Consider the following 24433-nt stretch of genomic DNA (forward strand, 5'->3'; position numbering starts at 1 on the left):
CAAAGTTTAGTTTTTTTATAATTAATTCAAAGATTTGAAACTGATATTCTGTGCTGAACGAATTGAATCACCCTTTTCATAGGTTATATAAAAACCTTTTCTGCCATATATTATCATGAAGATCAATGGAGAATTGAGAATATTGCCTTGAAATTGTTTTTTGATTGACTTAAAATCTAAATTTGATGGTGAGGGAAAATCTTCTGGATGTGTATGCCATTCACCTAAATAAATTTGTTTACCATCACTGTTATTGAAAGCTTTATTCAATATCTGTTGTGCATTTTTTTTGGAACGAGTGAAATTATACCGACTTGCCTTATCTAACTTGCTTGGTACTGAAATATCATTAATTGCAAAAACATTTTCTTTTAATACATACCCCATTAAAATGCCGCCAGATTCTGGTTTGTAACTGACATCCTGAATATAATCATTCATCTTATCTATAACGTTTTTATAAATTTTCACTTTAACATTCCCCAACTTTACTGTTATCATACTTCATTGATTATTAATTGAAACGATTCGTTAGAATTACCAAATTGACTTGTAATTAATAACTTTTCTTTAAGTAAAGCCTTATCACCTATCCAGGAATATATTTTTGAAGTTTCATTATTACTCAACAAATGTAGTTTTAAGTATGGAAAAATCATTGAAAGAAAATAAGTCAAATATGCAGAGGAATATGGAAAATAACCAGACTGACAACTTCCTTCTATTATATATGTTTTATCAAGTTGGCTATTTACATTGTCCAATACATGAAAAGGGAAATTATTTTGAGAAATTAAATCAATGACTTTCGGTGCATCTTTGGGCAAAACAAACAGCATTTGACCACTCGCCAAAAATGGTTCTACCCAAAATAGTATAGTCGGTTTTGACAATACACCATTTTGTATGTTTTCTAGTATAAAATTTTCGACATTAGTTTTTCCAATCGCAACAATGTGAAAATCGCAGTCATTAATAAAAGTTGGTTCTTTTAATATTACATTATTAACTGAATCATCTCTTATTTCAATTATATTCAATGGATTTATATTGCATAATTCATTTTTTATAGCGTCAACCTTTTTGTATTTTGAATACGAAAGACCTAAATAATGTCTCTTTATGTTTTCAGGTGATAATGAATCGTTATCAATTAAATGAAATTTATTGATTGGCAAATTACGTAGGAAATAGATTAGATTCGAACCAATACTTCCCAAACCACTTATAACTATACTTTTTTGTTCTTCAACATATCCGGTTGTGCGTATCTGAAGTCTATCCAAAGAAATATTATCAAATGATAACCTAGACACCAATTTATGGCTATTGTAAGGCGCATTAAGATGTATAAATTTAGAAGTTGTATTCCTATAGCCTCCATGTTTTCTCAATAGCATTGCTACATTTTTATAAGTCCAACCATAATATTCGCTAACCGAATTTTTTGTATTCTTGAACACTATAATTACACTATTGAACTCTTTAGATTTACATAATTTCTTAAATTCTTGGAATCTATCATTATCGTTTTGAAGCAATATTAATGACTCCATAAAAGTAGTATCGTATGGAGGAATATCAAACGGATTATCTATAATAATTACAGATAGCTCTTGATATTTATAGCCATTTAAAGTAGAAATATTTTTAATTCTATCTAAATCAGCGTCATTATTAGAGATGAAATATTCATAACCACAGAACATTTTATTTGTAAATCCTATACCTTTTACAGAAAGCGTACTCTCGTTATTTATTGAATGAAAACCAGAATTGGAAACAGTATCTTTTTCTGAATATACTAATTCCCAATATGCTTTAAACTCATTTAAGAACTCTTCCTTTTTATATTCATCATCATCGGCGCATGTAATTATTTTTTTTGCCTTGGAGAGCATTAAACATAGCAATTCAATCAAATTAGATTTAGGCATTACTGGATTGTTACCCTCGTCAAAAATACAAATGGACAAATCAGAATTAATATGAGGAATGTATTTTATTGGCTCATAACTACTTTTGTTAATGAATATTTTTGGAAAACTGAACGGAAAGTTAGTTGGGAAATTAATATACAATGTAATATCTGTACATTTACCCTCAATAGTAATTTCTGTCGAAACTTGCCAAACGGTACCGTTTTCAAAGAAATCGTAATCTAGTGATTTTAACTCTTCTTCATTTAATTGATTACAGTTTTCTGTTTTAGATATTTCATCCAATAAATTCTTAAAATCAAACATTTAGGCCGATTTATTATCGTATCTAATTTGATCTGTAACTGTGAAAGCTTTGGCTAACTCTTTGTCATCCTCTTCTATTGTAGAACATGGAAATCTATCACCTAAATGCTTTTGCCACTTCGCACACGCATCTTTTTTGCTTTTCAATTCAATTGCCTGTTTGCCAGAATTGATTAGACCATCCAAGGCATCTAAAAAATTCTTCTTTCTTGTTTCTGATGAATATTTGTCTAGTAAGTTTTCTGTTGTATTGATAGTAGGTCTTTTGCAGACATAACTCGCCCAATAACTTCTTGTATCATCAATAGACTTTTGAATTGCTTCTAATGTTTCTAGAAATGCTTTATCATCGCTAGAATTACTTACATAATTATTTACTGCCAATATTGTAAAAACTATCCCACTTGGAAGATTTAGATGATGTTTGTTGTCTGTCCAAGCCTTAAGGTATCTTACTATCCGTTTTAATTGATCTTTATCTTTGGCCGCCTTTTCAAACCATAATTTAAAAGCATAGGGATCACTTTCTACCCAACCTTCTCCCTTATGGGCCAGTTCCGGAACATCTTCGCTATCATAAAAAAATTCATGGTTGCTATCCGTCGTTTTATAGTAAATTGGTAAGTCTATATGATATTTTTTAGCATATTGTACTCTCACACAGGTATTTTTGTCAATAGTATTTTGGTCTGTTCTATTTTCTACAGCTTTAACAATCCAACTATGAGCTGTTGATGTAGTTGGTCTATCCTCTTTTTTACCAAAAATATAAACACCATCATCTACATCATATTCTCCACTCAAGGGCAAAATAGATGTATTCATTGAGAATGAACCTTGTCCCTTGAACTTAACCGTATGTAAATCTCTATTTTTATTGAAATAATCCTTAATATCCTCGCGTACCGCATTTCTTGATTTTCTTAATTCATCTTTTCTGGTTGTCGAAAGCTTAATGATATCATTAAACTCTACAAATGTTTCATTTAGATCTGCCATGTTATTATATTATATATGATTTTTTTGTTGTAAATAATTCTTTAATTTTGTCTTTCTTTTCAAATATTAGTGCCTGTTCACTTGCTTTAATCTTCATCAAATCGAAAGCTTGTTTATTTGCAACATCGAGCTGAATTAAGTCTTCTTGGTCTGTTGAAATTGACACACTTGGAATTCTTAAATAATTTATATGAACGTCATAGATTTCGTGGATTTGAGACATGAAAAAGTCTGAAAAATAACTCTGGCCGTTCATGGATGTTTCAAACAAATCCGCTTTCCAATCAATAAAAGACCTTTTTCTTTTTAAACCAGTTTTTTTGCCACCAGTTATTGATAGACTGCTCAAAGACAATATTTCGATGGAATCATATGGCTTTCCATTGCCAACAAAATATTTCAGAGCCTCCAAAAGACCAACTAAAGTTGGGTTATTTGCCCAAACACCACCATCAACAAATTGTTCGTTATCGTAAAATTCAGATTCGGCCATTGGAAAATAGGTAGGTGCAGCCGAAGTTGCAAGTGCCACATCAATTATTGGTGCTTTATTATCTCGCGATAAATCTGAATGATCACGTTTAAAAACTTTTGGTTTTGCCTCTGTAATTGAATAGCTTGGAATACAAAATAAGTTGTTGCAATCTTCAACTAATTTGTCGCCAAAAATTTCTTTGAGTGCTTCTTTTAGTCCTTCGTCTGTATATTTACCTCCTTTTGCTACTTGTTTAACCAAACCATGATTTACTTTACCAAAATATGGAAGCCAGGTTTCTTTATGTTTTGGAAAAATTTTTTCCCCATTATCAGTGTAGAAGTCACAGATATCACTTGCAGAAATTTTGAGAGATAAAGCCAAAGCTATTAAACCACCTGTAGAAGTACCACAAAGCATATCAAAGTGGTCACCGGTTTTACAATTAAATGTCTCTTCGAACTTTTTTAAAATAGATGCTGAATATAAACCTTTGATTCCTCCTCCATCTATTGCTAAAATCTTAAATTTCTTACCTTCCATTTTGGTTATTTTGAGTATTCGATGTCAATAATTAAACCAAATAGGCAATTACTAAAAATTAAACAAAATCTAATAAATTTTATGACATAATGTCATTTTTTATTAAATTAATATTTATTCTGGAATAGATTGATTGCTTTTATGAATAATTAATAAAATCAATTGAGTTTTTTTTTGTATTGAATTTCAGGTAATAAGTAAATAAGAGATTTTTTTTAGTACAACTGATGGATTATACATAACTCCCTTCTAAAATAAATCTCAGAGTTTATTAATTATAGATTTATCTCTTTTGATAGCATAATTATATTTTTTCTAACAACTGTTCTGTAATGTTCTTAAAAGCCTTATCGTTATCATATTCAATTTCAGGACGTAATAGTGTGAAAATGTCATTTGTAAACTCATCGTCTAACATTTTTTCTTCCATGTTTGCAATATATTGCTTTTGAGTTGGTGGGTTCCCTACTGAGAATGCCATATACTCTTTGTAACATTGCATCAATTTATCAGCATCTACTTCCACATTTGATAAGGCGACATCCAAATCGAATAGATCCCTACCCTTAGTTCGTTGGTATAAGGCTCTTAATTTGGTGCCTAATAATTCTTCCAAAAAATAGGTATTTATCATACACTCTCCAGAAAACCAACCATTTTTAACTTTAAATGGAACTTGCTGTAAACCCAATACATTGAAATGTTCTCTACAGTTAATTTCGACTTTTAAACGTAAATTAATAACTGGTGGTATTTCTGAATTAAAACGGTATACTATTGTATTATTATTTGCATTTTGTTTGACGGTTCGAACTTTTCCTAAAAAGCTTAAGACTTCTCTTAATTTTACTAAAATAGGCTTTATAGGACCTTCTTTAATTTGTACCAAGTCAATATCTTCAGAATACCTTGCTTGTGGCTTTAAAAATAGTTTGTGTAATGCTGTACCACCTCTAAACGCCAAGTTCTCATTTAAAAACTTATCTGAAAATATTTCAATAATTGCTCTTTCAATAACTAAATCTTGTTCTACTTGAGCATTTTCTGGCCATGGAGCAAATTCCTTCCATTCTTCAATGTATCTTCTTGGTATCATAGGTCGCTTTCAATTTTTACATTGTGAATTATTTTCCATTTAGTATTGATTTTCCCTTTTCTATTTCTTCCTGGCATTAAAGGAATATTTGCTCCTTTTTTGAGATTGATAGACTCATATAGTATATCACTAAATTTTTGATTATTTAATATGGTTTCAGATAAATACCCTAACCTTTGTATTGCCGCTTTTTGAGGATAATTCTTAGCAACTTTTTTTAATTCACTTGCTTTCACAACTTCAAATAACTCTTCCAAAATTGTTATTACTCTATTCATACCAAGACTACCAATGTAATACAGTAAATCTAAAGCTGTAAGTTCTGGAGATGATACATTCATATAGCCTGCATCTGTTTTTACTTGTAGTATATCCTCTTTGTTCCAGCAATTTTTTACATAAAAATTAATCTTTAATTTCTTGTTTTTAACATTACGAAGTGCTGGTTTTTCGGTAATTACAAATGTTTCCATTGATTGTTGATGTGATGCACCGTGAATAGCTGCAGCAGAAATAAGCCCTAAATAATACTCCTTATTTAAAGCTAACATCATATCATCTAGAAATAAATTAGTGGGTATTATACCTTGGTGTGCATATTCTGGAGGTAATATGGTATAAAATTCTTTACGTATTTGTACTATTTTATTTTTTGATTTTAACCGATATAAATTCTGACTTATAGCTTTATCTGATATGTTAAATTGGCTTTTAACCTCATCTAATGTAAATGCAAATCGCCCTTTAGCCCTTATTTTATCTAAGAATTCCTCTAAATAATTATATGACAACGCACCCTCTTTCACTAATATATTTTATTTGCTATTTACTACAAAATGTGTAGTGTTATGCGAATATAATATATTACTTACTTTATATCAATATTAAAAGGAATAAATTTGAAATGAACCCTTCCATTTTTTTATATTTTTTACAGATTCATTATGTTTTTACGCTGATTTGTCAGTATTGAGTCGGTGTTGTGTTTTATAATTAATTAGATTCTTTTTCTTTTTCATCCTCTGTAAAATGATACAATTGAAACCAAATATTCGACCTAACCAAGCTAATCAATCCTATATTGGTATTCCATTGTTTCCCAATCCAGAAGCAGTAAAGGATTTTATTTCGGTAGTATTCAACGTAAATTGGTTGAATATTCAGATTAACAAATCTATTGAAATTGTTTTATTTTTGGGTCTTTGAATTGGAATTTTGTCGGTGTTATGTCGGTGTTGTGTTTATTTGCCAACACGCCAGCTGGCTCCTTCACTAAAAATGTCCACTGGACATTTTTTAACGTTCGATCCGGTGTTGTCCTTTTTATTCTTCATCAACACTTTTTCAAAAGCAAATTAATAATTGGGTATGTTATTTCTTAAACATTAATGAGTCAAGAAATTTTACATAATTTAAATTTACTATCAAAAAAAAACTTAAATTGTAGTAGTGAAATTTAACATTAATAAAAGAAATATATTATGGGAATTAAACCAGGACCAAAAAGAATTGCTGATTCCACAGGAAAACCAGACAGACGACAACGAGATAATAAGGAAACTCCAAAAAATACGCCATCACTAAAGCCACATAAACATAAGAAAGGGGATTAACCCTAGATTCTTAGAAATAATGGAATTGCTTAAAGACATAACTATAAATCTCCTTTCTAATTTGATTTCGTATCTAATTGGAGCATTGTTAATCTACATGTTTGCCAGTCTAAAAAAAGCTAAAACAGTAATATATTATATTACTAATCCCTTTTTAAAAAAACCTGTATTGGCACAAAATTGGCACACAATTGACACAATTTAAAAAACCAACCGATTTAATAGACTAACAAGTAAATAGTTACATTTTTATTACCGACCCCTAAGGGATTCGAACATGCGATTTTTAAATCTTCAACATTAAAATAAAAAACGAACATTTCTTCCTTTATCATTAAAAAATAATTATCCCAAATATCAAAAAAAAGTAAGAATAAAGTCATCACCCCAACACACTACTTAATTTAAACATGGGCAGATACATGGCTATTAAAATAACTCCTACAAGAACTCCTATTATAAGAATAATAACAGGTTCCATGATGGTTGCTAATAACTTGGATCTTTGATCTACTTGTGTATTGTATTGATTGTTTAGTCTTTCGAAAATAAACTCATTTTGATTGGTCTCTTCTGCTACTTTAACCATCGCAATCATTTTTTGATCAAAAATTGGTTGCTTACTTAAACTTTCGCTTAAAGAGCTACCTTTTAGGATTTCTGATTCTACAGCCTCTAAAGCTTCTTTTAGGGGATAAAAATTTATCATTTGTTTTACCAATTGAATGCTATTGACAACTGGCACTTTAGAGGCCGTTAACAGTGTTACTGCTTGTGTAAACTGTGACAAATACACTGTTTTTACGAAATCGCCAATAAAGGGAAGTTTTAAAATGAATTTGTCCTTGTTTTTCTTATACCATATTTTCTGACTAAATGCTGTTCTTGAAGCCATAACTACAATGATTAATAGTAACAAAAGCCAACTATATGATTTCATAAATCCTGACACATTAATAATAAATTTCGTGATGGCTGGAAGCTCTACTTTTTGCTGTTCAAAAATGTCTTGAAACATAGGTACTACATATTGCAACATAAATACAACAACTAATACTGCTGTTGTTAGGATAATTATAGGGTAAGTGAGTGCGCTTACCAAATTTCGGTGTTGCTCATTCTTTTTAGCATAAAACGACCCCAATTGCTCGATAACTTGTGAAAGTGTTCCTGTTTCTTCTCCTATTTTAATGGAATAGTATTCATAATCTGAAAACTGCTTAAAAACCTTTAAAGCATCGGATAAACTCTTACCAGAAACAATGTCGTCAACAACCTTTTGAAGTGCTTCTTCAGTATGCTTTTTCTTTTGAGAGTTACTTATTAATTCTAAGCTTTCTTTGAGATTAACACCTGCTCTTAACAACACACTCAATTCAATATAAAAAGCTTCCTTAATTTTATTTGAGTAAGGCTTACTAAATAATTTTATCTCCTTCGTAAAAAAAGACCCAGATTGTATGTCTTTCTTTGGCTTAGAAATTGCTTCTTTGGTTTGTATGTTGTCTAAATTAAAAGCCATTATTCTATAAATGAAGTTGCATCATTTTGTTTATACACAAAAATGAATTTATTGCTGTTATTGTTAGATATAGTTAACTTAATTGCATCTATATTTCCATTTTGCTTCGGTTCCCCTTCAAAATATAATTTCTTGTTTTGCAACTGAATTTTAAATGTGTCAAGTTCTTTTACGATATAGTCACTATTAAATTGATACTGTATGGTATCTATTTCATTGTAAAACCGTAATTCTTGTTCCATGTCATTATAATTAATTTTTGAAAAACGATTGAAATCTAAACTTAGAGACACTTCTAACTTATTAATAATTGTATGCTCTTTTAAGTTTTCTTCAATACTGCGCATGTGTTTTTGAACCAATGATAATACTGAAAACGCCAATGCCACAACAATACTGGTTAAAATTAAAACCACTATTATTTCACTTAATGTAAAGGCTTTTATTTTATTGAATTTGTTCAATATATTTCTTTGTTATAGTCTTATTGGTTTGCTTATTTAATGCCTCTATTTCAATTTGTTGAAACTTGTTATTATCATATTTTTCAATGGATATTTCCCAATGATTATAGTCTTCCGAATATGGTAAATCGATTTTATCATGAAATTGTAAATATTGTAGCTCCTTTAAATAGGTATCAATAGCCTGTGTATTATTTTTTATACTTCCAGAAAACAAATTATTTAATATCATACTGGTAATTATAAAAACAATGATAATTAAAACCGTGGCGACCAAGGTTTCCATAAGTGTAGATGCTTTTAACTTTTTTAGTATAACCATTTCATTACACCTTTTTTAGAATCTTCAAATGTTAATCCAACATATTGAATAGGTAAATCGTCACTGATAATATTTCCATTGTAAATGTGATTTTGATAGATAGATCCTGATTGATTTGCAATAAAATTGGATGCAAATACAGACCCTTGAACCGTCCCTTTTAATTCTAAATTTAAATTGCAATATGCTTCACCTTGGACAAAGGCATTTTCCTCAATAATTAACTGAGCTTTGTGGTTGTTTTTTGTTGCATCACCATGATAAACAACAAGACCTTTTATGATACTTCCCTCTCCTATTCGTATTTCAGAAAGGCTATTTTCATTCTCTGTTCCAGGACCCTGAATCGGTTTTTTGGTTTTAAGAATTAATGCAGATGGATAGTTTAGTGTACAATTCTCTCCAACAGTTATTTTATTTGTTGCTAGAGATTGAAATATACCATTCACCTTATTCTTTATTTCTATTTCTGGAGCTATTAAAACCACATCTTTCAATTGTGAAGATGCCTCAACTATAATTTTGGTCTTAGAAATAACCTGTATATGACCTGTTAATTTGATTAGAGATAAATAGATGTCATTATTACTAAAGATTGTTTTAACAGGCTTTAAAAAAGAATTAGAGACGTTTCTATTCCTACTTATATCGATAAATTCATTGTTACTTTCTAGGTTTAGACTTGTTAGGGTGTTATAAAAATCTGATACCAATTTTGGAAGTAAATTACTTGTCCTTTTTTGACCGTAGATTAAATCTGTTCCATAGTAGGAATGACCTGCAATATTTCCTGGTTTCACGCCTTGCTGAGGTAGATAAGCGACACCAGCAATTTTTGTATGACCTACTAAAACCAAAGGTTTGTTTTGGTCTTCTAAATAAAGTGCTAATCTGTTATCTTTAGGCTGTATTCCTCCAATGAATGCTACTTTTTCTATGCGATTTGTTTTTATCTTTGAAACTGATGTCACTGTCTCAAAAACACCCCAATAATCTCTATAAATTTTGATGGATTTATAATCTTCATCATTAAGATTTACTAATACAGAATCCTTTAGAGCTACATTATTAAACAAAGCATAGTTTACACCATCATTAGCATTTTCAACAGTTTCTTGAATGAATTCTGTTTGAATATCGAATCTTTTATGTAATTGAATGAGTAGGATAAAAGCAGATAATAAAATGGCAATCACTACCGAAATAAATAGGGTAGATTGCAAAGCTCCAGCTTTTATTTTTTTGAGTTTCATTACTGGATGGGTAATGTGATTGTCTTGTTTTGAAATCTAACAACCATTTTTCGAGAGTCGGCTTGGATGATTTTAATCTTTTCAACTGTTTGCCCCTTTTTGACCAGAAATTGTTCTCCATTGATATTCAGTGCAAATATTTGATCGTTAGATTTCTGTATTTTCAATAAACCCAAATATGTCATTTGTGGGATTTGAATGGTGTCCTTTGGTTTTTTAGAAACACCTTTATTAGTGGTTGAAGGTTTTCTCTTTATGGTACCTAAAAAAGGGTCTCTTTGTAACTGCTGAATCGTGAATGTGTCTGTTTTTTTTGTTAGTGGCTTAAACGCCATAACTGTAGTTTGTTTATCTAATGCAGGAGCTACAGGATTGTAAGTTGAAAAGAATTTATAAGCAATAGTTCCCCAAATGCTTAAAACAGCCATAATAAGCAGGTATGTTTTAGACTTTTTATTCAATGGCAAAGCTTTGTGTAGAATACCCTGTATGATACTCTGAATTTTCTCCTCTTACTCGCCATTGGTATTCCCCTAATTCTAACACCTTCGTAAAATTTAAACCGATAATTGTGGAATCTGTTACAATTTGCAGGGCTTCTGCAAAATTAGGCTTGGCTATTTGTATGGCATACCACTCAGCATCTTCCACTTGTTCCCAAGTGAAAGTCACGATGTTTTCATTTAATAAGGCGCCATCCGTTGGAGCTAAAACACGTATATTTTCTCCAGAAATATCATCCACTAAAACCACATCGCTACAGGACATACATAAAATAATTAAACAATAACTAAAAATCGATTTTCTCATTCTTAAAACTTATAATAATTAATTTCTTTTTTTGCATTTTGTGCAGATAGATAACTTTTATTTGGGCAATTGTCGTTGGCATCCACTAAATCAACAATTTCTAATTGATATTTGTCGTTTTCTTTCCAACAGCAACTGGCTGTTTTGTATGCAAAAACAACTCCTTCGAAGAAATTTACAATTTTAATTAGTTCTTTTTCTTTATAAAGATGCAAGGCAATCGATTTTTTTCCTGAAGGCTCTATAAAAACTTCTTCAGCATCTTGAAGGTCTTTTAATATATTTTCTGGAAAAGCCATAGAAATATATGTAACAATATGAGACTCGGTTTGATTTACCAAATACTCTTTAATATCTGCATTTGTCTTATCGTTTAACAAAGTGATTAAACCTACTTGATCTACGATCTCCAGATTTATAAAACTTGGTTTTAACTCTAATGAATCTACATATTTAATTTGAACCTTAGTGGTTTGAAAGGGCTGGGCTTGCTGAAAACTTTTATAAGAAGATTTATTAAAAGGTACTGCTGTAGCTTGCACTTTAATTGGCGTTATGTAATTAGGAATTGCCGAGCTACTATAATGTTGTTCTAACAAGTAATTAGCATCTTGACCAATACTACCTAGAACAATTTGCTCTTTTGCTGTTTGATATTGATTGTCTTGAACAGAAATGGTTTTACAGCCTGTAAAAGCCAAAACCATTAAAATAAAAAGGCATTTATAGATCGAAAAATAAGTTTTCATTTGATATGGGAAATAATCCACAATATAAGCTTGAAAAATTTATTTTAACAACATTGTACCTTACTTAAAGTAAGGTTTAGGCTTACAAATAGATTGTCTTTTAAAAGGTTATTTAATATAAAAACATAAATCATCATCATTTAGTGAGACCATGGGTGTTATTGGTTTGGTTATATCTTTAGTTGGTAATTTAATTGTGTTAATAGTTCTTGGTTTGATTCAGGTTATTAAATGGCTTAGAAGTTAAAAGCAAAACAGCAACCCGATTAAAGATTGCTGTTTAAACCCAATATTGGGTACTGTTTGTTCTGGTTTAATATTATGAATGTTTACAAAACATTTTCTTTACGTTCCGCCCTGTAGTTTAAAGTAGTGAGTTTCAATTAGACCTTTTACTGATTGATTATTCTATAACATAATCCTAAAAGGTTTTTTGACTTACATATATCCCGAATCCCAACTTCTGTACAAATTTTAGTGTTATTAGGAACATCAATACATTTTTCAAAATCTGAATAATTCACAGGAAGTTCTACGCCTTCGCTAGCTCTTGGTCGAGTTAATAATAAACTTTCAACTCTAAAAGAGTATAAAGAATCTAAAACAACCTTATTACAATTCTCGTGTGAAACTTTCTCTGATATTATTTTATAATTGAGTTTTTCATTGGAGACATATATTAAGTAATAATTATTTATAGAATCAATCTTATAAACTTTAGCAAGGATTTCACTCGACAAATCAATTTTTAAAGGTTTTTCTACCTTATTATTTTTCTGACTTTTACATGAAATAATACCTAATATTAAAATAATTAAATATATTGTTTTTTTCATATTTGATTTCTTATTTAGTTGCTATTACTTTTCCATTGGACGTATATTCGACATGAGAAGCACCCGATGGACCAGACAACTTAACACCTTTAGGTTGCAAAAACATAACTCGGTTAGACGAACTAGGTGCATAATAGTTTGCTCTAATAATACCTGGTTGTTTAACTGATTCAATATAATGGGCAGAATCGTATGCTGGGTTAGGAACTCCTTCATATTTTGGTTGTGCTGAAACACCAGAAGCTTGTGATATTTTACCTCCTTCATAAGATTCAGTAACCTCATGTAAAGTTCCATATCCAGATTTACCATTTGCATCGCCAAACTTTTGTAATACAGTTGGATTAATTTCTTGATTAGCAACGACTGTATTATTTCCACTTGCATCTGTGCTTACTGTATTACCCATAAAGGCTCCGCCAACATAATCATTACCACTTGAAGTTTTACTTGTGTTTTCTGCCTTTAAATTAACAACTACCGAACTGTCATCAACTGCATCCACAAGTTTCTGTGCATCTGAAGATAGTTTGCCAGTTGAATTTTGTGTATAACCTACCTTACCCTTAGAATCCATTGATAGTGTCAATTCATTACTAACTGATTTTTGTAAATCATTAAATGCTGCCTGTTTTTCATTTCCAGAAATAATCACATCATCGGGAGACATACCATCTGGGTCTGTAAACCTTAACGGATTATTAAAAGCATAGTTATATGGCGAGTGTCTTCTCATCATTTCTGCCAACGGGTCAATATTCATCCATCTACCTAATGCCGCATCGTAATTACGAGCAGAAAAATCCAACCATTCAAGACCAAGTTCGTCATTTTCTTCTTTACCACCAAAGCCATACTTATGGTCTGTACCATTAACAACGTTATTATACCCTTTATGTTTCAGTCCAAAAGGATAGTAGTTGTTCTCTTCTTGTATTTGTAATACAGGAGTTGTACTGGTGCCGATATTTTTATAGCTCAACCTGATATTACCTAAGTGGTCTTTATATTGGTAAATATACTCAAAAATTCCAGAACTATTTTTTTCTACATAACCTTCTGGTTGATTGAAAAATTTTAAATCTTCAATAGAATTTGTTTCTTCATAAATATATTTCCCAGCGTATCTAGTGTATGTATCAAATGAACCGTTAGATACTTTTTTCTCTAACTTTACACCAGAAGCATCATAAATATACTCTATTGAACCATCTATAATATCGTCGTCATTATTATCAAACACAATTTCTGTGGGTAAATTCAAATAGTTATAGGAAATTTCTAAGATATTTTTATTTTTATCTTTTGTCATATTTCCATTACTATCATACTCAAAATCATTATCAAAAACATTTCTATCTATGAATCCTTCTTTCTTATGACCTGTATCAACTACACTTAAAAGTTTATTGCTTTTTGGTTCGTAATTGTACTGTAATTGGTCGATAATATCTGTTTTAGGAATAGTAGTGCCTATAGTACCATAACGTTGTAAGTTAAAAATATTACCATTTCTATCGTAGTTAATATTACTAATACTAAAATTTTCAAACTCATTCGGATTATTAATTAGAGCATAATTCCCGTGATAGTTGGCTGTTAAAATTCGGTTTAAGGCATCATAACCGTAATCATAACTTCTTGGATTATGATCGTTAGCTGTTTGCCAATGAGTTTCGCTTATGTTTCCATTATATAAAGGGATTCCAGTTGTTGTATTATTATATTTTAATTCGAAGCCAAAAAGGTCGTTTCCTATAGTATTACCATTATTAATAGTTTTAAGCCAGCCACGAATGTTATAACCAAAATCTACCGTTTGTAAGCCATTAGAATCTTCTGCAATACTAGCGACTGAACCACCAACATTTTTGCTTGTTAACCGTCCAAATTCATCATAATGGTTGTTTAAAATAAGTTCTGGAGGAGCACCATTTATAGTTTGAGTTTGAGTTAGAAGCCTAAGGGCATGGTCATAGGTAAATTTATCTATTGTTGTAATAGTCGTTTGTCCTGTTTTTTGATGTTGTGTTGTTATTTCTAATGCTTTCCCTACAAAGTCTAATTCTGTTTTACTCCAATCTATCGTGCTTAAATAATCATTTTTACTGACTGAAAAAATAGGTCTTGCTTTAGTATCATAATAGTTAGCCGAGGTTATCCAATCGTTTGTTTGTAAAACGCGAACCTTATTTACTGTTGGAAATGTTTTGTTATTATCTGAAAGTGATTGATTATAACTATTTTGATAAGCTAAAGCTGGATCAAGATTAATTGCATCGTAGTCATCATAATAATTTATTGAATGTAATTCAATATCTGTATTAGGTATAACATTTTGACTATAAAAAAGGGATGTTCCATCTATTGATGTTCCTGTAGAATTTCTAACTTCATTAAAAACACTTTGTAGTTTAATAGCTTCTTGTAATTCCAATCTTCCTGAATTGCTTAAAAACCCTGTTGGTGTAAATACATGCTCCCCTGTATAAACCACTCTTGAAGAAGCATCGTATTTTGTAAATAACCACTTATTTTCTAATCTTAAATTAGCATCTTGGATAAGTACCGGTCTATCCATTTGGTCATACACAATGTATTCCCAATCTTTTCCAGGAATTTTCTTCTCAATCAGTCGGTTTTTATAATCATAATGATAAATATAACATAAACCTTCAACTGTTGCTGGGGGAATTGTTGGCACTGGAGTCCCACAGGTACGAATAAAGGAATTAAGAGACTGTTTTCCTGCAATATGCAAGTTATTGTCTTTTATAGATAGTGTGTAGCCTAGAAAAGTTTCAAAATTATCTCTGTCATCTATTTTACGTTTTGCATTTAATGGGATTACTAATCCTCGTTTTAACTTTAAAGGTGTTGTTGTTGAACTATTAAAAGTAAAAAGCACATTGTCATATTCATCAATAGTAATATTAAGACCACCTTGACCTCCATATTCATTTGGAATATTTATTCCTAAAATATCACTATTAGGATAAGCATCTAATTGCTTTTCATAATCTGAAGCAAATTTAGGATCTACATCTGTGTATGCTGTCCAAGGATAATTTTGTGTATAGGAAAGCTTTATATTACTATTAAATAATTGGTTCACACTTGTTAGTTTTCCATCTCCTTTCCCTAATTTTTCAATAATGATATTATTATTTTTAATTAGAAAAATATATTGAAAATCATCTCCACTAATACTACCTAGTTCAGTATCCTTATAATTACCGTAGTTTTTTAAAGATGCTAATTGGCCTTGCTTTAGCTCAAAAGGTGCAGTTGTTGAAAAAGTAATACTTAAAGTAACTAGATCTTGATTGGCATGAGTACTAATAGTAAAACCACCTTGAGCTCCATATTCATTAATTAAATCTGTGTTTAAAATTTCACTATTCTCATACTCGTCTAATTTTTTATTATATTCTTCTGCAAACACTTGATCCACTAATACTAAATCTGTCCATGGGTAATTAGTTTGCGAAGCAATGCGAAAACCAATTGCACCTTCATCTATAATTTGATAAGAAGCTTCGGGTGAAAGGACATATGTTAAATTACCAAAATCATCGTATACATAATAGGTGTCAAGTGCCTCATTATCATTGTAAGTTCTTTTTAAAATAACTTGTCCTTGTTTATTTTTATACTCTTCATTCGTATGGTTTTTGCTAGACGTCCAATTTTCATCCTTAGTCACAGTTTTGTATAATGCAGTAGTTGGGTAATAACCATTAAAGACTAACTCAGTTTGTTCCGTATTATCTTCTGGATGAAGCACTGAAAAGATCTTTACGTTATCTTTTAAAGGATTTGTAGGGTTTGTTGCATCAAATGTATTTGTTTTGTATTCAAACTTGATTGTATGACCATTTCCAACGGCCCAATCACTTCCAGGACTTGCTTGTTCAGTTACTCTATTTAGTGGAGATTCTTCAAATACTTTCTGACTATAAGGGTTAAGAGTATTGTCCAAATCTTCAGGAAACTTCATTTGATATTGGGCATCAATTTGATTTAAAATATCCGTTGGGTTTTGTATGTATAGACTAGAAACACTTTCTCTTGCATAGGGTAAATACTGTTGTGATTGTCTTCCAAAATCATCATAGACCATGGGAACAATAATGGCTTCTTTATTACCTCCTGCTTGTTTGGTTATAGACTGTTTAGCACGACCTAAACCATCATAATAGGTAATTGATTCAATTTTATCATCATCTTCAACTTCACCATTTTGAGTGGCCAAAAGATATTTTGTTGTATATAAATAGTTTTCATTTAGGGTAATATTAGGACAGCCATTGTATTCTCCATATACATCAGGACACTGGTCATTGTTGTTCAAGACATACCCACCCCAGTTATTACATGCGACGATAGAACTATCTGGATCGCCAAGGCCATCTCCGTCTTGATCTCGATATTGGATATATCCAGTATTTGTTAGAGTTGGATCAAAATCATTACAGTCATCTGAGTTTTCAACATATCCGCTAGGCTGGTCTACAGCACAAATTGGATTATGAGTACCACCGTATCCATCTCCATCATTATCTGGATACCATAAAGTTTCTCCAAACATGCAAGCTTCTGGTTCTGGTTGTATATTTTCTTGAGCTAAAGCAATCGTAGAATTTAAAACTAACATTAAAATTAAAGCTATATTTTTCATATTAATATTCGTTTTTATAATTATACTCTGTTTTTTCTAAAATATTCCCATCATGGTCTTTAATGTGTTTCAATCTATTAAATTCATCATACTCATAATAAGTAGTCTTACCACGTGGGTCAGTGAAGCTGGTCATCCCTATTAAAGGATTATAAGTATATGTTGTTATGAATGCTTTTCCAGAAGTATGCTGAGATATGTTTAAACGCAAAACATCTAACAAATCTCTTAATTCTTGTTCGGTAGTTGAGTCTATATCACTATTAGAAAGTGTTGTTATATCGTAGAAAGTATAACCAGTATCAAAATATAACCAACCATGAGCTTCCGTATATTCTACTCCTTCTAGTATAGCAATTGGATGATTAGATTTATAACCCCATATAGTAGTCACGGAAACTCCATCTTCTCTAGTATATTGTTCAATATTCCCTTTGTTATCTCTACGATCCACCATAGATCCTTCCTCTATTAAAGGGCTATCAGCTTTAGACGCAGATAAACTCTTAGGCATGTAATGAGCATTAAAACTTGAATTAAAATTATCGTAGTTAATTAAATTAGTAGAGAGTAATAGGTAGTCCTTAAACACTTCACTTTTTATAGGTTCATATAATTTATTGGCAGACACTAATTCATTCATAAAAGACAAACTACTAACTTCTGAATCAAATGGGTAATACGTTCTAGTCTCTATTGTACTTACATTATCTTCGATCTTATGGCGATTTAATAATGGTAAATCATTATCGTAATAATAAAATTCTGATGTGACTTTATTTCCTCCAACTAGATATTCCGTAGTCGTTTTTTTTGTGGTTAAATCTCTTGCATAAACAAATTGAGAATTATTTAAAATGGCATGAGAGAACGTATACATACCCGTTGTTTTTTTTGTTGGTGTAAACCTTAGTTTACTAATTAGATTAATTGTTCCAAATTGGTTTGTACTATACTCATAAATTTCTTTAAGCTGGTTTTGACTATTTTCATTCTTTATAATTTTGCTTTTAAGTTTCCCCCTTTTAAAATCTATATCTTTAAAATAATCTAAAGAGAAAGCACTGTTTTGCATAAATTTATTAACGCAATTATAACTATAGTTTCCTGGGTTACCATCTGGACCATATGTACCTGGATTATATAATCCATTAAGAGCAGTTCTAGTATTAAACTGTGCAGGAAAATCCGATGGTGAAGTAAATTTATAAGCTATCGAGCCATTACCAATTTCCTGCTGTTTAACTTGAGAGTATCCTACAAAACTATTATTAGTTAAAGCTAAGTTTGCTTTATTCATGTCGTAAACAGTAAACTCTTGGATATTAAATGGGCTTAATGTAAAATACTTTGGATATGCAAATACGGGAATATTATTAATGGTTCCTGATGAAGTGCCATTGTCCTTCTTGTATTGATAAACAAATTCTCTAACGCTACCCTCACTATTACTAATAATTTGTTTTTTTATACGTAGTCCTCCGGCTAAATATTCTGCTCCATCAAAATAAAATGTGTGATTTTCATATTCAAATTCAGAGTACCCTCCTGTGGGATAATTAATCCTCTTTAAAGATCCCGACTTGGAATATGAATTAGGCTCCATGTTAAGCGGCCCATTAATGGTAATATCAACAGGCTTATTAGATAAAGGGAAAGGGAGTATAGAATTACTTCCTGAATTTTTATAATAATATAATTTTGGTTTTGTGTAACTATTTCCAACACCACTTACACCATTATTATTATAGTAACCTAAATAATCCTGTTGTACTGATCCTCTCTTAGGAAGTTTGTTTTCATAATTATACTCAAATGAATGTGAATTTAATAATGTGTCATCTGGAGAAAAGTAATGAATGGCATCTAATCTTAATCTATAGCACTCTGCTTGTGAACAATTCTCTTTAGATTGAAAATAAGTATAATCCAATCTAATTTTTTTAATAATTACATTGTTATAATCTTTGACAATGATTTGAGTTAAAGCTCTTTCTTCCAAATCATCTATTCGTGCATAACCATATATAAATTCTACTACTCCTTCATCAAAAACTATTCTATTTAAACGATGAAGCTTCGGATGTTTTGAAACATTATTAATTGGTCCTTCATGTGGCTGTGATTGGCCGTCAATAAAATAATTAGGGTTTGTTAAGCAAGTGCAGCCATTCGTATTATCATACATAAAATCTCCCTGAAAAGCTGAAACTTCATAATTTGATTCGACATATCTATTTAGCTTTGGAGTAGATTTGGAATATTCATCATATATAAAGTTTATTTCAGAATAGGTATCTGGGTTTTTGATTTTAGATAAATTCCATGCATTGATAGATTTATTATAATAGTTATATCCTATTTTAATTCGGTCGTATATATTATTGTTATCGAAATAATTGTCAGAATAAGTAAAACTTTCTGTATAATCTTCCTTGTCAAATGTATATTCTAACCCATTAGTATTCGTCAAATTAAATTCATAAAAATCCCTAATCCTATTAGATCTCTTTCTAAATTCCAATGCATCAGACATTTGAGATGGATCTAAAATACTTTCAAAAAACCCAAAACCTAGTTGTGTTCTAATATCAAGTAACATATTATTGACTAAAACTCCAGAGTGGTCTAAAGTTTCTCCTTTAAATGTGGCATTATTAAAACCATAGGAACCACTTAAAAAAGTATTAGTATCTCGTAATGCAGTAAAATTAGTACTTAAACCTGGTGCATTTGCTATAAACACATCTGGAGCTAAATCTGAATGAACACTATCAATGTTATTTCCAGCTGTGCTAGCAGAATTGTAACCTCCATCTTCTCCACCATAACCAACACCATTATTAAAATCAGCCGGAGCAGATCCTTCCCCTTCGAGTCTTTCAGATATCATTGCATCACAATAATAATTACCACTTCCATACTCAAAATAGGTCCAATCCTTTTTTCCCTTTTTAAAATCATATTTTCTATTAAACCCTACCGATTGAAGAATTGGATAAGCAGCCGGAACAACATCCCAATCATATTCTACAAATGTTCCAATATCTATTTGATTATCTGGAATGTCATTTATTTTTCTATAAATACTACCGCCTGCATTTAAAACCCAACCAAGTCCAACAGAAGATGACTCTTGGTCAACTTTTATTCCACCTGTGTTATATGAAATACTTATTGGCACACTGATGCCTCCAGATTGTATTTCATAGATAGGTATTGTAACATCAACTTTTCCTGTATATAAATTAACGGGCAACATTTTATATTCTTGAAATGAAGCAACTTGTGGGGAAAGAATTTCAGAATTTAATTTAGTTGGATTAAAATTTAAATTTGGTGAAGGGTATTCTGGTTGCTGCTGCGAAAAGCAATTATAAGAAATTAAACAAAAGCTAAATAAACCGATAAAGCGTAAATGTAGTCTGATCATAATCTAAAATATTAATGAGTAAGAAAATGTATTCAACGTTGAGATATTATTGAATGACAATATACCTATGCATATCTCTTTAGGAGAAAATCTAGCCTTGCTTTTAGTAAGGTGTTGGCTTGAAGTTTTTATGGGAAAGCCGTAATTGTGTAAAATATTTCTATTTGGGAATGGCCATTAAGAAGTTGTAAATAAATGTTTTTAACATCATGGAGTAGTAAAAACTACTAAAGAAATAAGTTAGAAGTCTTAGTTGTAAAATGGCTTAGTAGTTAAAAGCAAAACAAACACCTATTTTAAAGATAATTCTCAATATTGTATACTTCGTAATTTAAAGTACTGGTTTTTGATTGCTTATGGTTCCTCTTTACGACTAAACTCTTTATACTTCAATAATCCAAATCGTAATCCTATTGCCATGGATATAGGAACACCTAAAGGCTTAATTAACTTTTCAAAAAAGTCTCCAATTATTTCTACTTTGATATTTGGCATAATCCAAAACATTCCCACAAGAACCAGTAAAAAGGTCAACGTTATTAATATATTCTTGTTCATAATTTATATAGGTTTTATTTTATTAATTCATCTATCAGATTTTCAACATCCAGCAAGTTTAGTATAAGTAAGTAGCTAATAACTAAATTTATTATCATTGGTGCTGTGACACGGTAAACAAAACTGAATATCCAAGTTACTACTGAACCTAATTTTAACAGAGAAAACATCTTCCCTAACGTTTTCGCTAATGTATATTAAGTGTACAATAAAGTTTAAGACATGAGCTTTAAACCTTTACCACGCAAGGTATTCACTATGTTTTTCTTAAAATAGGACAGAAAAAAACCACCTAATCTAACACCCTAAATTAGACCAACAAAAAAAGCTCCAACTCTTTCGAGCTGAAGCTAGTAGCAAATTTAAAACTTTGATTTTACATATACAAAAACATAAATTGTATATTAAGGAAATGAAGAATTTCTAATACTAATGGCTATATGGTTTGATTCAGTTTGTTAAATGTCTTAGAAGTTAAAAGCACAACAGCAACCCGATTAAAGATTGCTGTTTAAAACTAATATTGGGGACTCCCTAACGACAGCTGGCTCTTTCATTTAAAATGTTTATAAAACATTTTCTTTACGCTCCGTCCTGTGGTTTAAAGTAGTGATTGCGTAGTAAAATATTGAACTATGCCTTTGTTATATTTTTGTTCATATTATAAAAAAGGTAAATAATAAACGTAGTGAAAACACCAGCTATAATTGAACTAAAAAAATAGCCTCGATAAATTGCTCCACTAAACCCTTCATCGAATAAATAAGGAATGGCCAAACTACCTGTAAAGACTGAAAAAACCACCTCATATAGAATGAGGTACAATAGAAGTGCCACATAATAGTTTATTTTGATTCTCTTATTAAGTAGGATAAAAAGTATTGAACCAATTACAAATTGAAGTGCCACTGCAATCAAAACATTTAAAGGTGTCATTCCAACCTCACCATCACTGAAGTCCCCAATTGTTATCCAAAGAAAAAATATGACAAGAGTTAATACACTTTGAACAAAAAAGTATTTAATCATAATTCAATTATTTTTAATCGTTACCACATGAGGTACAATTCCATGTTTGATTCTCTTTATCATAAAAGTAAGTACCCACTTGTAAATTACTAATATCGTTAAAAAAAGTAAATATACTATGTGCCGCTTCATTTTCATCTTCAAAATAGTTACTATCGCTTAAACCATTTTGACGCTGATTAGCTAACCAACCTAATCTATCCGAATCCTTTCTACCTTTACCATTCTTATGAGTATATTGTTGTGTATGAATATTCGGGTCTGCAGTCAAACTTCCAGCTTGATGGGGGTCAAAATCTGCCACAAGAGTTATTCTTATTTGTCTTTGTTGCTCAATTGGTAATGTACTAATATACTTCTTCAATGCTTTTACATATCCTTTCCCATAAGCACCACCCATACTATGAGTAATTATCTTAATAGTTTCTATAATTTCCCCAGTTGTTTTATCTCTTTTCAAATTTGCAATGATTGTTTTTGCATCACGATTACCTTGTGCAAAACCGTTACGAATTCTTCCAGCTGCCATATTTACACCAATAGGATTATCTGAAGAAACACCAAAGAAACCTCCAGCAGAGCCATCTCTATATATGGGAGAGCTATAATCTCTCAACTGTAATTGTACTTCATCATCGAAAAACCTTCCATTATTTCTCCAATAAGTTGAAACTCCATTGAAATTATAACTAGACGTCCCTTTTCTCCATTCTTCATAGCCTGTTGCTCCTTCTCCTTTATGATTTCCGTTTATAAAAATAACTACATTTCCATCTGGGTCTATTGCTTGCAATGGAGTATTAAGAGCATATACATAAGTAGAATTACTGAAATATAATTCGCTTAAATTATCCGTAACATGCCAACGCCCAATAGCAGGGTCATACATTCTTGCTCCAAAATCTAACATATTCAATTCCATTTCATCTTGTTCTTCTTTACCACCAAAACCATACTTATGGTCAACACCAACTGTTGGTGCACCATAACCCTCATGTTTAAGTCCAAAAGGATAATAGTTGTTTTCTTCTACAATATCTGGTTCTCCTGTTGAAGCATAAACATTGTCGATATAAAAATGTGTTGCATGATTAGTATCCGTATTACTTTTTGCTATTTTTAAATTCAACTTCTCACCTGCAACTACAGTGTGTGTAAAATTATGACTTCCTGTTAACAAGTTGTTATTCATATTATAAATTGCAAGTACATTACCATTTGAATTTCTTTCTTGTACAACAATATAGATTTTATCTGTTAGGTCTTTATCAATATCAACTCTAATGTCTATTTGGTCACCAGGGTTGAATGAGTCTCCTATTTCAATAGTTGCCCCATTATATGCATTTGTAACATTTACTTTTAATCTGCCTGATTCTAGTACAATATAGCCATTGGCTGTCCCTCCATTATAGCCCCAGCCATCATATTCTTCATAAAAAGCACTTTCAATTAACGATTGAAAACTACCCTTATTATAACTCAATCTAATATTACCTAAATGGTCTTTGTATTGGTAAATATAATCAAAACTTCCTAAACTGTTTGGTTCTACATATCCTTCTGGATGATTGAAGAATTTTAGTTCTTCTCCTGTGAGAGTTTCTTCATAAATATAATTGCCTGCATAGTAAGTTGTTGTTGGTGTGGTAGTAATAACTGGCCCTGATGAGCTAACAATTTTTGAAAGTTTAACCCCAACTGCATCATAAACATACTCTATTAATCCTTGTGTAATGTCTGGACTATTTATGCCATTTGGTGCATAAAACACGACTTTGGTTGGTAAGTTTAAATGATTATA

21 protein-coding genes are annotated in these 24433 nt (G+C 30.7%); 2 read left to right on the forward strand and 19 right to left on the reverse strand.

Annotated features, from left to right (window positions below; all coding sequences use genetic code 11):
• Positions 1-21: 21 nt before the first annotated feature.
• The 6 genes from LX78_RS06750 to LX78_RS06775 all read right to left on the reverse strand — a co-directional run bounded on the left by LX78_RS06750 (position 22) and on the right by LX78_RS06775 (position 6165).
• The gene (locus LX78_RS06750) at positions 22-501 is read right to left on the reverse strand and encodes a Mov34/MPN/PAD-1 family protein (RefSeq protein WP_109681873.1); all 480 of its coding nucleotides are present in this window, start codon (positions 499-501) and stop codon (positions 22-24) included.
• Positions 498-2246, reverse strand: coding sequence for a ThiF family adenylyltransferase (locus tag LX78_RS06755; RefSeq protein WP_109681874.1), 1749 nt, complete (start codon positions 2244-2246; stop codon positions 498-500). The genes LX78_RS06750 and LX78_RS06755 overlap by 4 nt, the downstream gene beginning before the upstream one ends.
• The gene (locus LX78_RS06760; RefSeq protein WP_109681875.1) at positions 2247-3245 is read right to left on the reverse strand and encodes a CBASS cGAMP synthase; all 999 of its coding nucleotides are present in this window, start codon (positions 3243-3245) and stop codon (positions 2247-2249) included. It lies immediately after the preceding gene.
• Between the two features lie 4 nt (positions 3246-3249).
• Positions 3250-4263 (reverse strand): CBASS cGAMP-activated phospholipase, encoded by a 1014-nt coding sequence (locus LX78_RS06765; RefSeq protein ID WP_109681876.1) that lies wholly within the window; start codon positions 4261-4263, stop codon positions 3250-3252.
• A gap of 304 nt (positions 4264-4567) precedes the next feature.
• Positions 4568-5359: a nucleotidyl transferase AbiEii/AbiGii toxin family protein gene (locus tag LX78_RS06770; protein ID WP_109681877.1), complete on the reverse strand. Its 792-nt coding sequence runs from the start codon at positions 5357-5359 to the stop codon at positions 4568-4570.
• Positions 5356-6165, reverse strand: coding sequence for a type IV toxin-antitoxin system AbiEi family antitoxin domain-containing protein (locus LX78_RS06775; protein ID WP_109681878.1), 810 nt, complete (start codon positions 6163-6165; stop codon positions 5356-5358). The genes LX78_RS06770 and LX78_RS06775 overlap by 4 nt, the downstream gene beginning before the upstream one ends.
• A gap of 223 nt (positions 6166-6388) precedes the next feature.
• On the opposite strand from LX78_RS06775, the gene LX78_RS14805 reads away from it, so the two are divergent.
• Positions 6389-6565 carry a hypothetical protein gene (locus LX78_RS14805; RefSeq protein WP_170109810.1) on the forward strand — a complete coding sequence of 59 codons (177 nt, stop codon included), beginning with the start codon at positions 6389-6391 and terminating at the stop codon, positions 6563-6565.
• A 275-nt stretch (positions 6566-6840) separates the two neighbouring features.
• Complete coding sequence (locus LX78_RS14995; RefSeq protein WP_281267906.1) at positions 6841-6972, forward strand: hypothetical protein; 132 nt, start codon at positions 6841-6843, stop codon at positions 6970-6972.
• Between the two features lie 382 nt (positions 6973-7354).
• Here LX78_RS14995 and LX78_RS06785 read toward each other — a convergent pair whose 3' ends face one another.
• The 13 genes from LX78_RS06785 to LX78_RS06840 all read right to left on the reverse strand — a co-directional run.
• Positions 7355-8494 (reverse strand): type II secretion system F family protein, encoded by a 1140-nt coding sequence (locus tag LX78_RS06785; RefSeq protein WP_109681880.1) that lies wholly within the window; start codon positions 8492-8494, stop codon positions 7355-7357.
• A complete protein-coding gene (locus LX78_RS06790; RefSeq protein ID WP_245881492.1) occupies positions 8494-8958 on the reverse strand; it encodes a type II secretion system protein in 465 nt (154 codons plus the stop codon). The genes LX78_RS06785 and LX78_RS06790 overlap by 1 nt, the downstream gene beginning before the upstream one ends.
• Positions 8942-9244: a hypothetical protein gene (locus tag LX78_RS06795; protein ID WP_245881493.1), complete on the reverse strand. Its 303-nt coding sequence runs from the start codon at positions 9242-9244 to the stop codon at positions 8942-8944. Before LX78_RS06795 ends, LX78_RS06790 begins: the two co-directional genes overlap by 17 nt.
• 23 nt (positions 9245-9267) lie before the next feature.
• A complete protein-coding gene (locus tag LX78_RS06800; protein ID WP_109681882.1) occupies positions 9268-10533 on the reverse strand; it encodes a hypothetical protein in 1266 nt (421 codons plus the stop codon).
• Entirely contained in the window at positions 10533-10961 is a 429-nt protein-coding gene (locus LX78_RS06805) for a hypothetical protein (protein ID WP_146192546.1), read from the reverse strand. The genes LX78_RS06800 and LX78_RS06805 overlap by 1 nt, the downstream gene beginning before the upstream one ends.
• Positions 10962-10986: 25 nt before the next feature.
• Positions 10987-11343 carry a hypothetical protein gene (locus tag LX78_RS06810; protein ID WP_146192547.1) on the reverse strand — a complete coding sequence of 119 codons (357 nt, stop codon included), beginning with the start codon at positions 11341-11343 and terminating at the stop codon, positions 10987-10989.
• A 2-nt stretch (positions 11344-11345) separates the two neighbouring features.
• Entirely contained in the window at positions 11346-12050 is a 705-nt protein-coding gene (locus LX78_RS06815; RefSeq protein WP_109681885.1) for a hypothetical protein, read from the reverse strand.
• Positions 12051-12484: 434 nt separating this feature from the next.
• Positions 12485-12928, reverse strand: coding sequence for a hypothetical protein (locus tag LX78_RS06820; RefSeq protein ID WP_109681886.1), 444 nt, complete (start codon positions 12926-12928; stop codon positions 12485-12487).
• A 10-nt stretch (positions 12929-12938) separates the two neighbouring features.
• Complete coding sequence (locus tag LX78_RS06825) at positions 12939-17609, reverse strand: DUF6443 domain-containing protein (RefSeq protein WP_109681887.1); 4671 nt, start codon at positions 17607-17609, stop codon at positions 12939-12941.
• A gap of 1 nt (position 17610) precedes the next feature.
• Positions 17611-21042 (reverse strand): RHS repeat domain-containing protein, encoded by a 3432-nt coding sequence (locus tag LX78_RS06830; RefSeq protein ID WP_109681888.1) that lies wholly within the window; start codon positions 21040-21042, stop codon positions 17611-17613.
• Positions 21043-21396: 354 nt separating this feature from the next.
• Positions 21397-21537 carry a hypothetical protein gene (locus LX78_RS14810; protein ID WP_170109811.1) on the reverse strand — a complete coding sequence of 47 codons (141 nt, stop codon included), beginning with the start codon at positions 21535-21537 and terminating at the stop codon, positions 21397-21399.
• Positions 21538-22233: 696 nt separating this feature from the next.
• Positions 22234-22629 (reverse strand): hypothetical protein, encoded by a 396-nt coding sequence (locus tag LX78_RS06835; RefSeq protein ID WP_109681889.1) that lies wholly within the window; start codon positions 22627-22629, stop codon positions 22234-22236.
• A gap of 13 nt (positions 22630-22642) precedes the next feature.
• A partial coding sequence (locus LX78_RS06840) for an RHS repeat protein (protein ID WP_281267907.1) occupies positions 22643-24433 on the reverse strand: 1791 nt, incomplete at its 5' end.

Origin of the sequence: Xanthomarina spongicola (assembly GCF_003148645.1) — a bacterium.
Classification (GTDB): Bacteria; Bacteroidota; Bacteroidia; order Flavobacteriales; family Flavobacteriaceae; genus Xanthomarina; species Xanthomarina spongicola.

Excerpts from the sequence above, each read along its gene's own strand:
- LX78_RS06820 (WP_109681886.1), bottom strand. The coding sequence starts at position 12,928 with ATGAAAAAAACAATATATTTAATTATTTTAATATTAGGTATTATTTCA.
- LX78_RS06770 (WP_109681877.1), bottom strand. The coding sequence starts at position 5,359 with ATGATACCAAGAAGATACATTGAAGAATGGAAGGAATTTGCTCCATGG.
- LX78_RS06760 (WP_109681875.1), bottom strand. The coding sequence starts at position 3,245 with ATGGCAGATCTAAATGAAACATTTGTAGAGTTTAATGATATCATTAAG.
- LX78_RS14810 (WP_170109811.1), bottom strand. The coding sequence starts at position 21,537 with ATGCCAAATATCAAAGTAGAAATAATTGGAGACTTTTTTGAAAAGTTA.
- LX78_RS06795 (WP_245881493.1), bottom strand. The coding sequence starts at position 9,244 with ATGGAAACCTTGGTCGCCACGGTTTTAATTATCATTGTTTTTATAATT.
- LX78_RS06830 (WP_109681888.1), bottom strand. The coding sequence starts at position 21,042 with ATGATCAGACTACATTTACGCTTTATCGGTTTATTTAGCTTTTGTTTA.
- LX78_RS06765 (WP_109681876.1), bottom strand. The coding sequence starts at position 4,263 with ATGGAAGGTAAGAAATTTAAGATTTTAGCAATAGATGGAGGAGGAATC.
- LX78_RS06800 (WP_109681882.1), bottom strand. The coding sequence starts at position 10,533 with ATGAAACTCAAAAAAATAAAAGCTGGAGCTTTGCAATCTACCCTATTT.
- LX78_RS06815 (WP_109681885.1), bottom strand. The coding sequence starts at position 12,050 with ATGGTTTTGGCTTTTACAGGCTGTAAAACCATTTCTGTTCAAGACAAT.
- LX78_RS06825 (WP_109681887.1), bottom strand. The coding sequence starts at position 17,609 with ATGAAAAATATAGCTTTAATTTTAATGTTAGTTTTAAATTCTACGATT.
- LX78_RS06785 (WP_109681880.1), bottom strand. The coding sequence starts at position 8,494 with ATGGCTTTTAATTTAGACAACATACAAACCAAAGAAGCAATTTCTAAG.
- LX78_RS06750 (WP_109681873.1), bottom strand. The coding sequence starts at position 501 with ATGATAACAGTAAAGTTGGGGAATGTTAAAGTGAAAATTTATAAAAAC.
- LX78_RS14805 (WP_170109810.1), top strand. The coding sequence starts at position 6,389 with ATGATACAATTGAAACCAAATATTCGACCTAACCAAGCTAATCAATCC.
- LX78_RS06755 (WP_109681874.1), bottom strand. The coding sequence starts at position 2,246 with ATGTTTGATTTTAAGAATTTATTGGATGAAATATCTAAAACAGAAAAC.
- LX78_RS14995 (WP_281267906.1), top strand. The coding sequence starts at position 6,841 with ATGGGAATTAAACCAGGACCAAAAAGAATTGCTGATTCCACAGGAAAA.
- LX78_RS06805 (WP_146192546.1), bottom strand. The coding sequence starts at position 10,961 with ATGGCTGTTTTAAGCATTTGGGGAACTATTGCTTATAAATTCTTTTCA.
- LX78_RS06835 (WP_109681889.1), bottom strand. The coding sequence starts at position 22,629 with ATGATTAAATACTTTTTTGTTCAAAGTGTATTAACTCTTGTCATATTT.
- LX78_RS06810 (WP_146192547.1), bottom strand. The coding sequence starts at position 11,343 with ATGAGAAAATCGATTTTTAGTTATTGTTTAATTATTTTATGTATGTCC.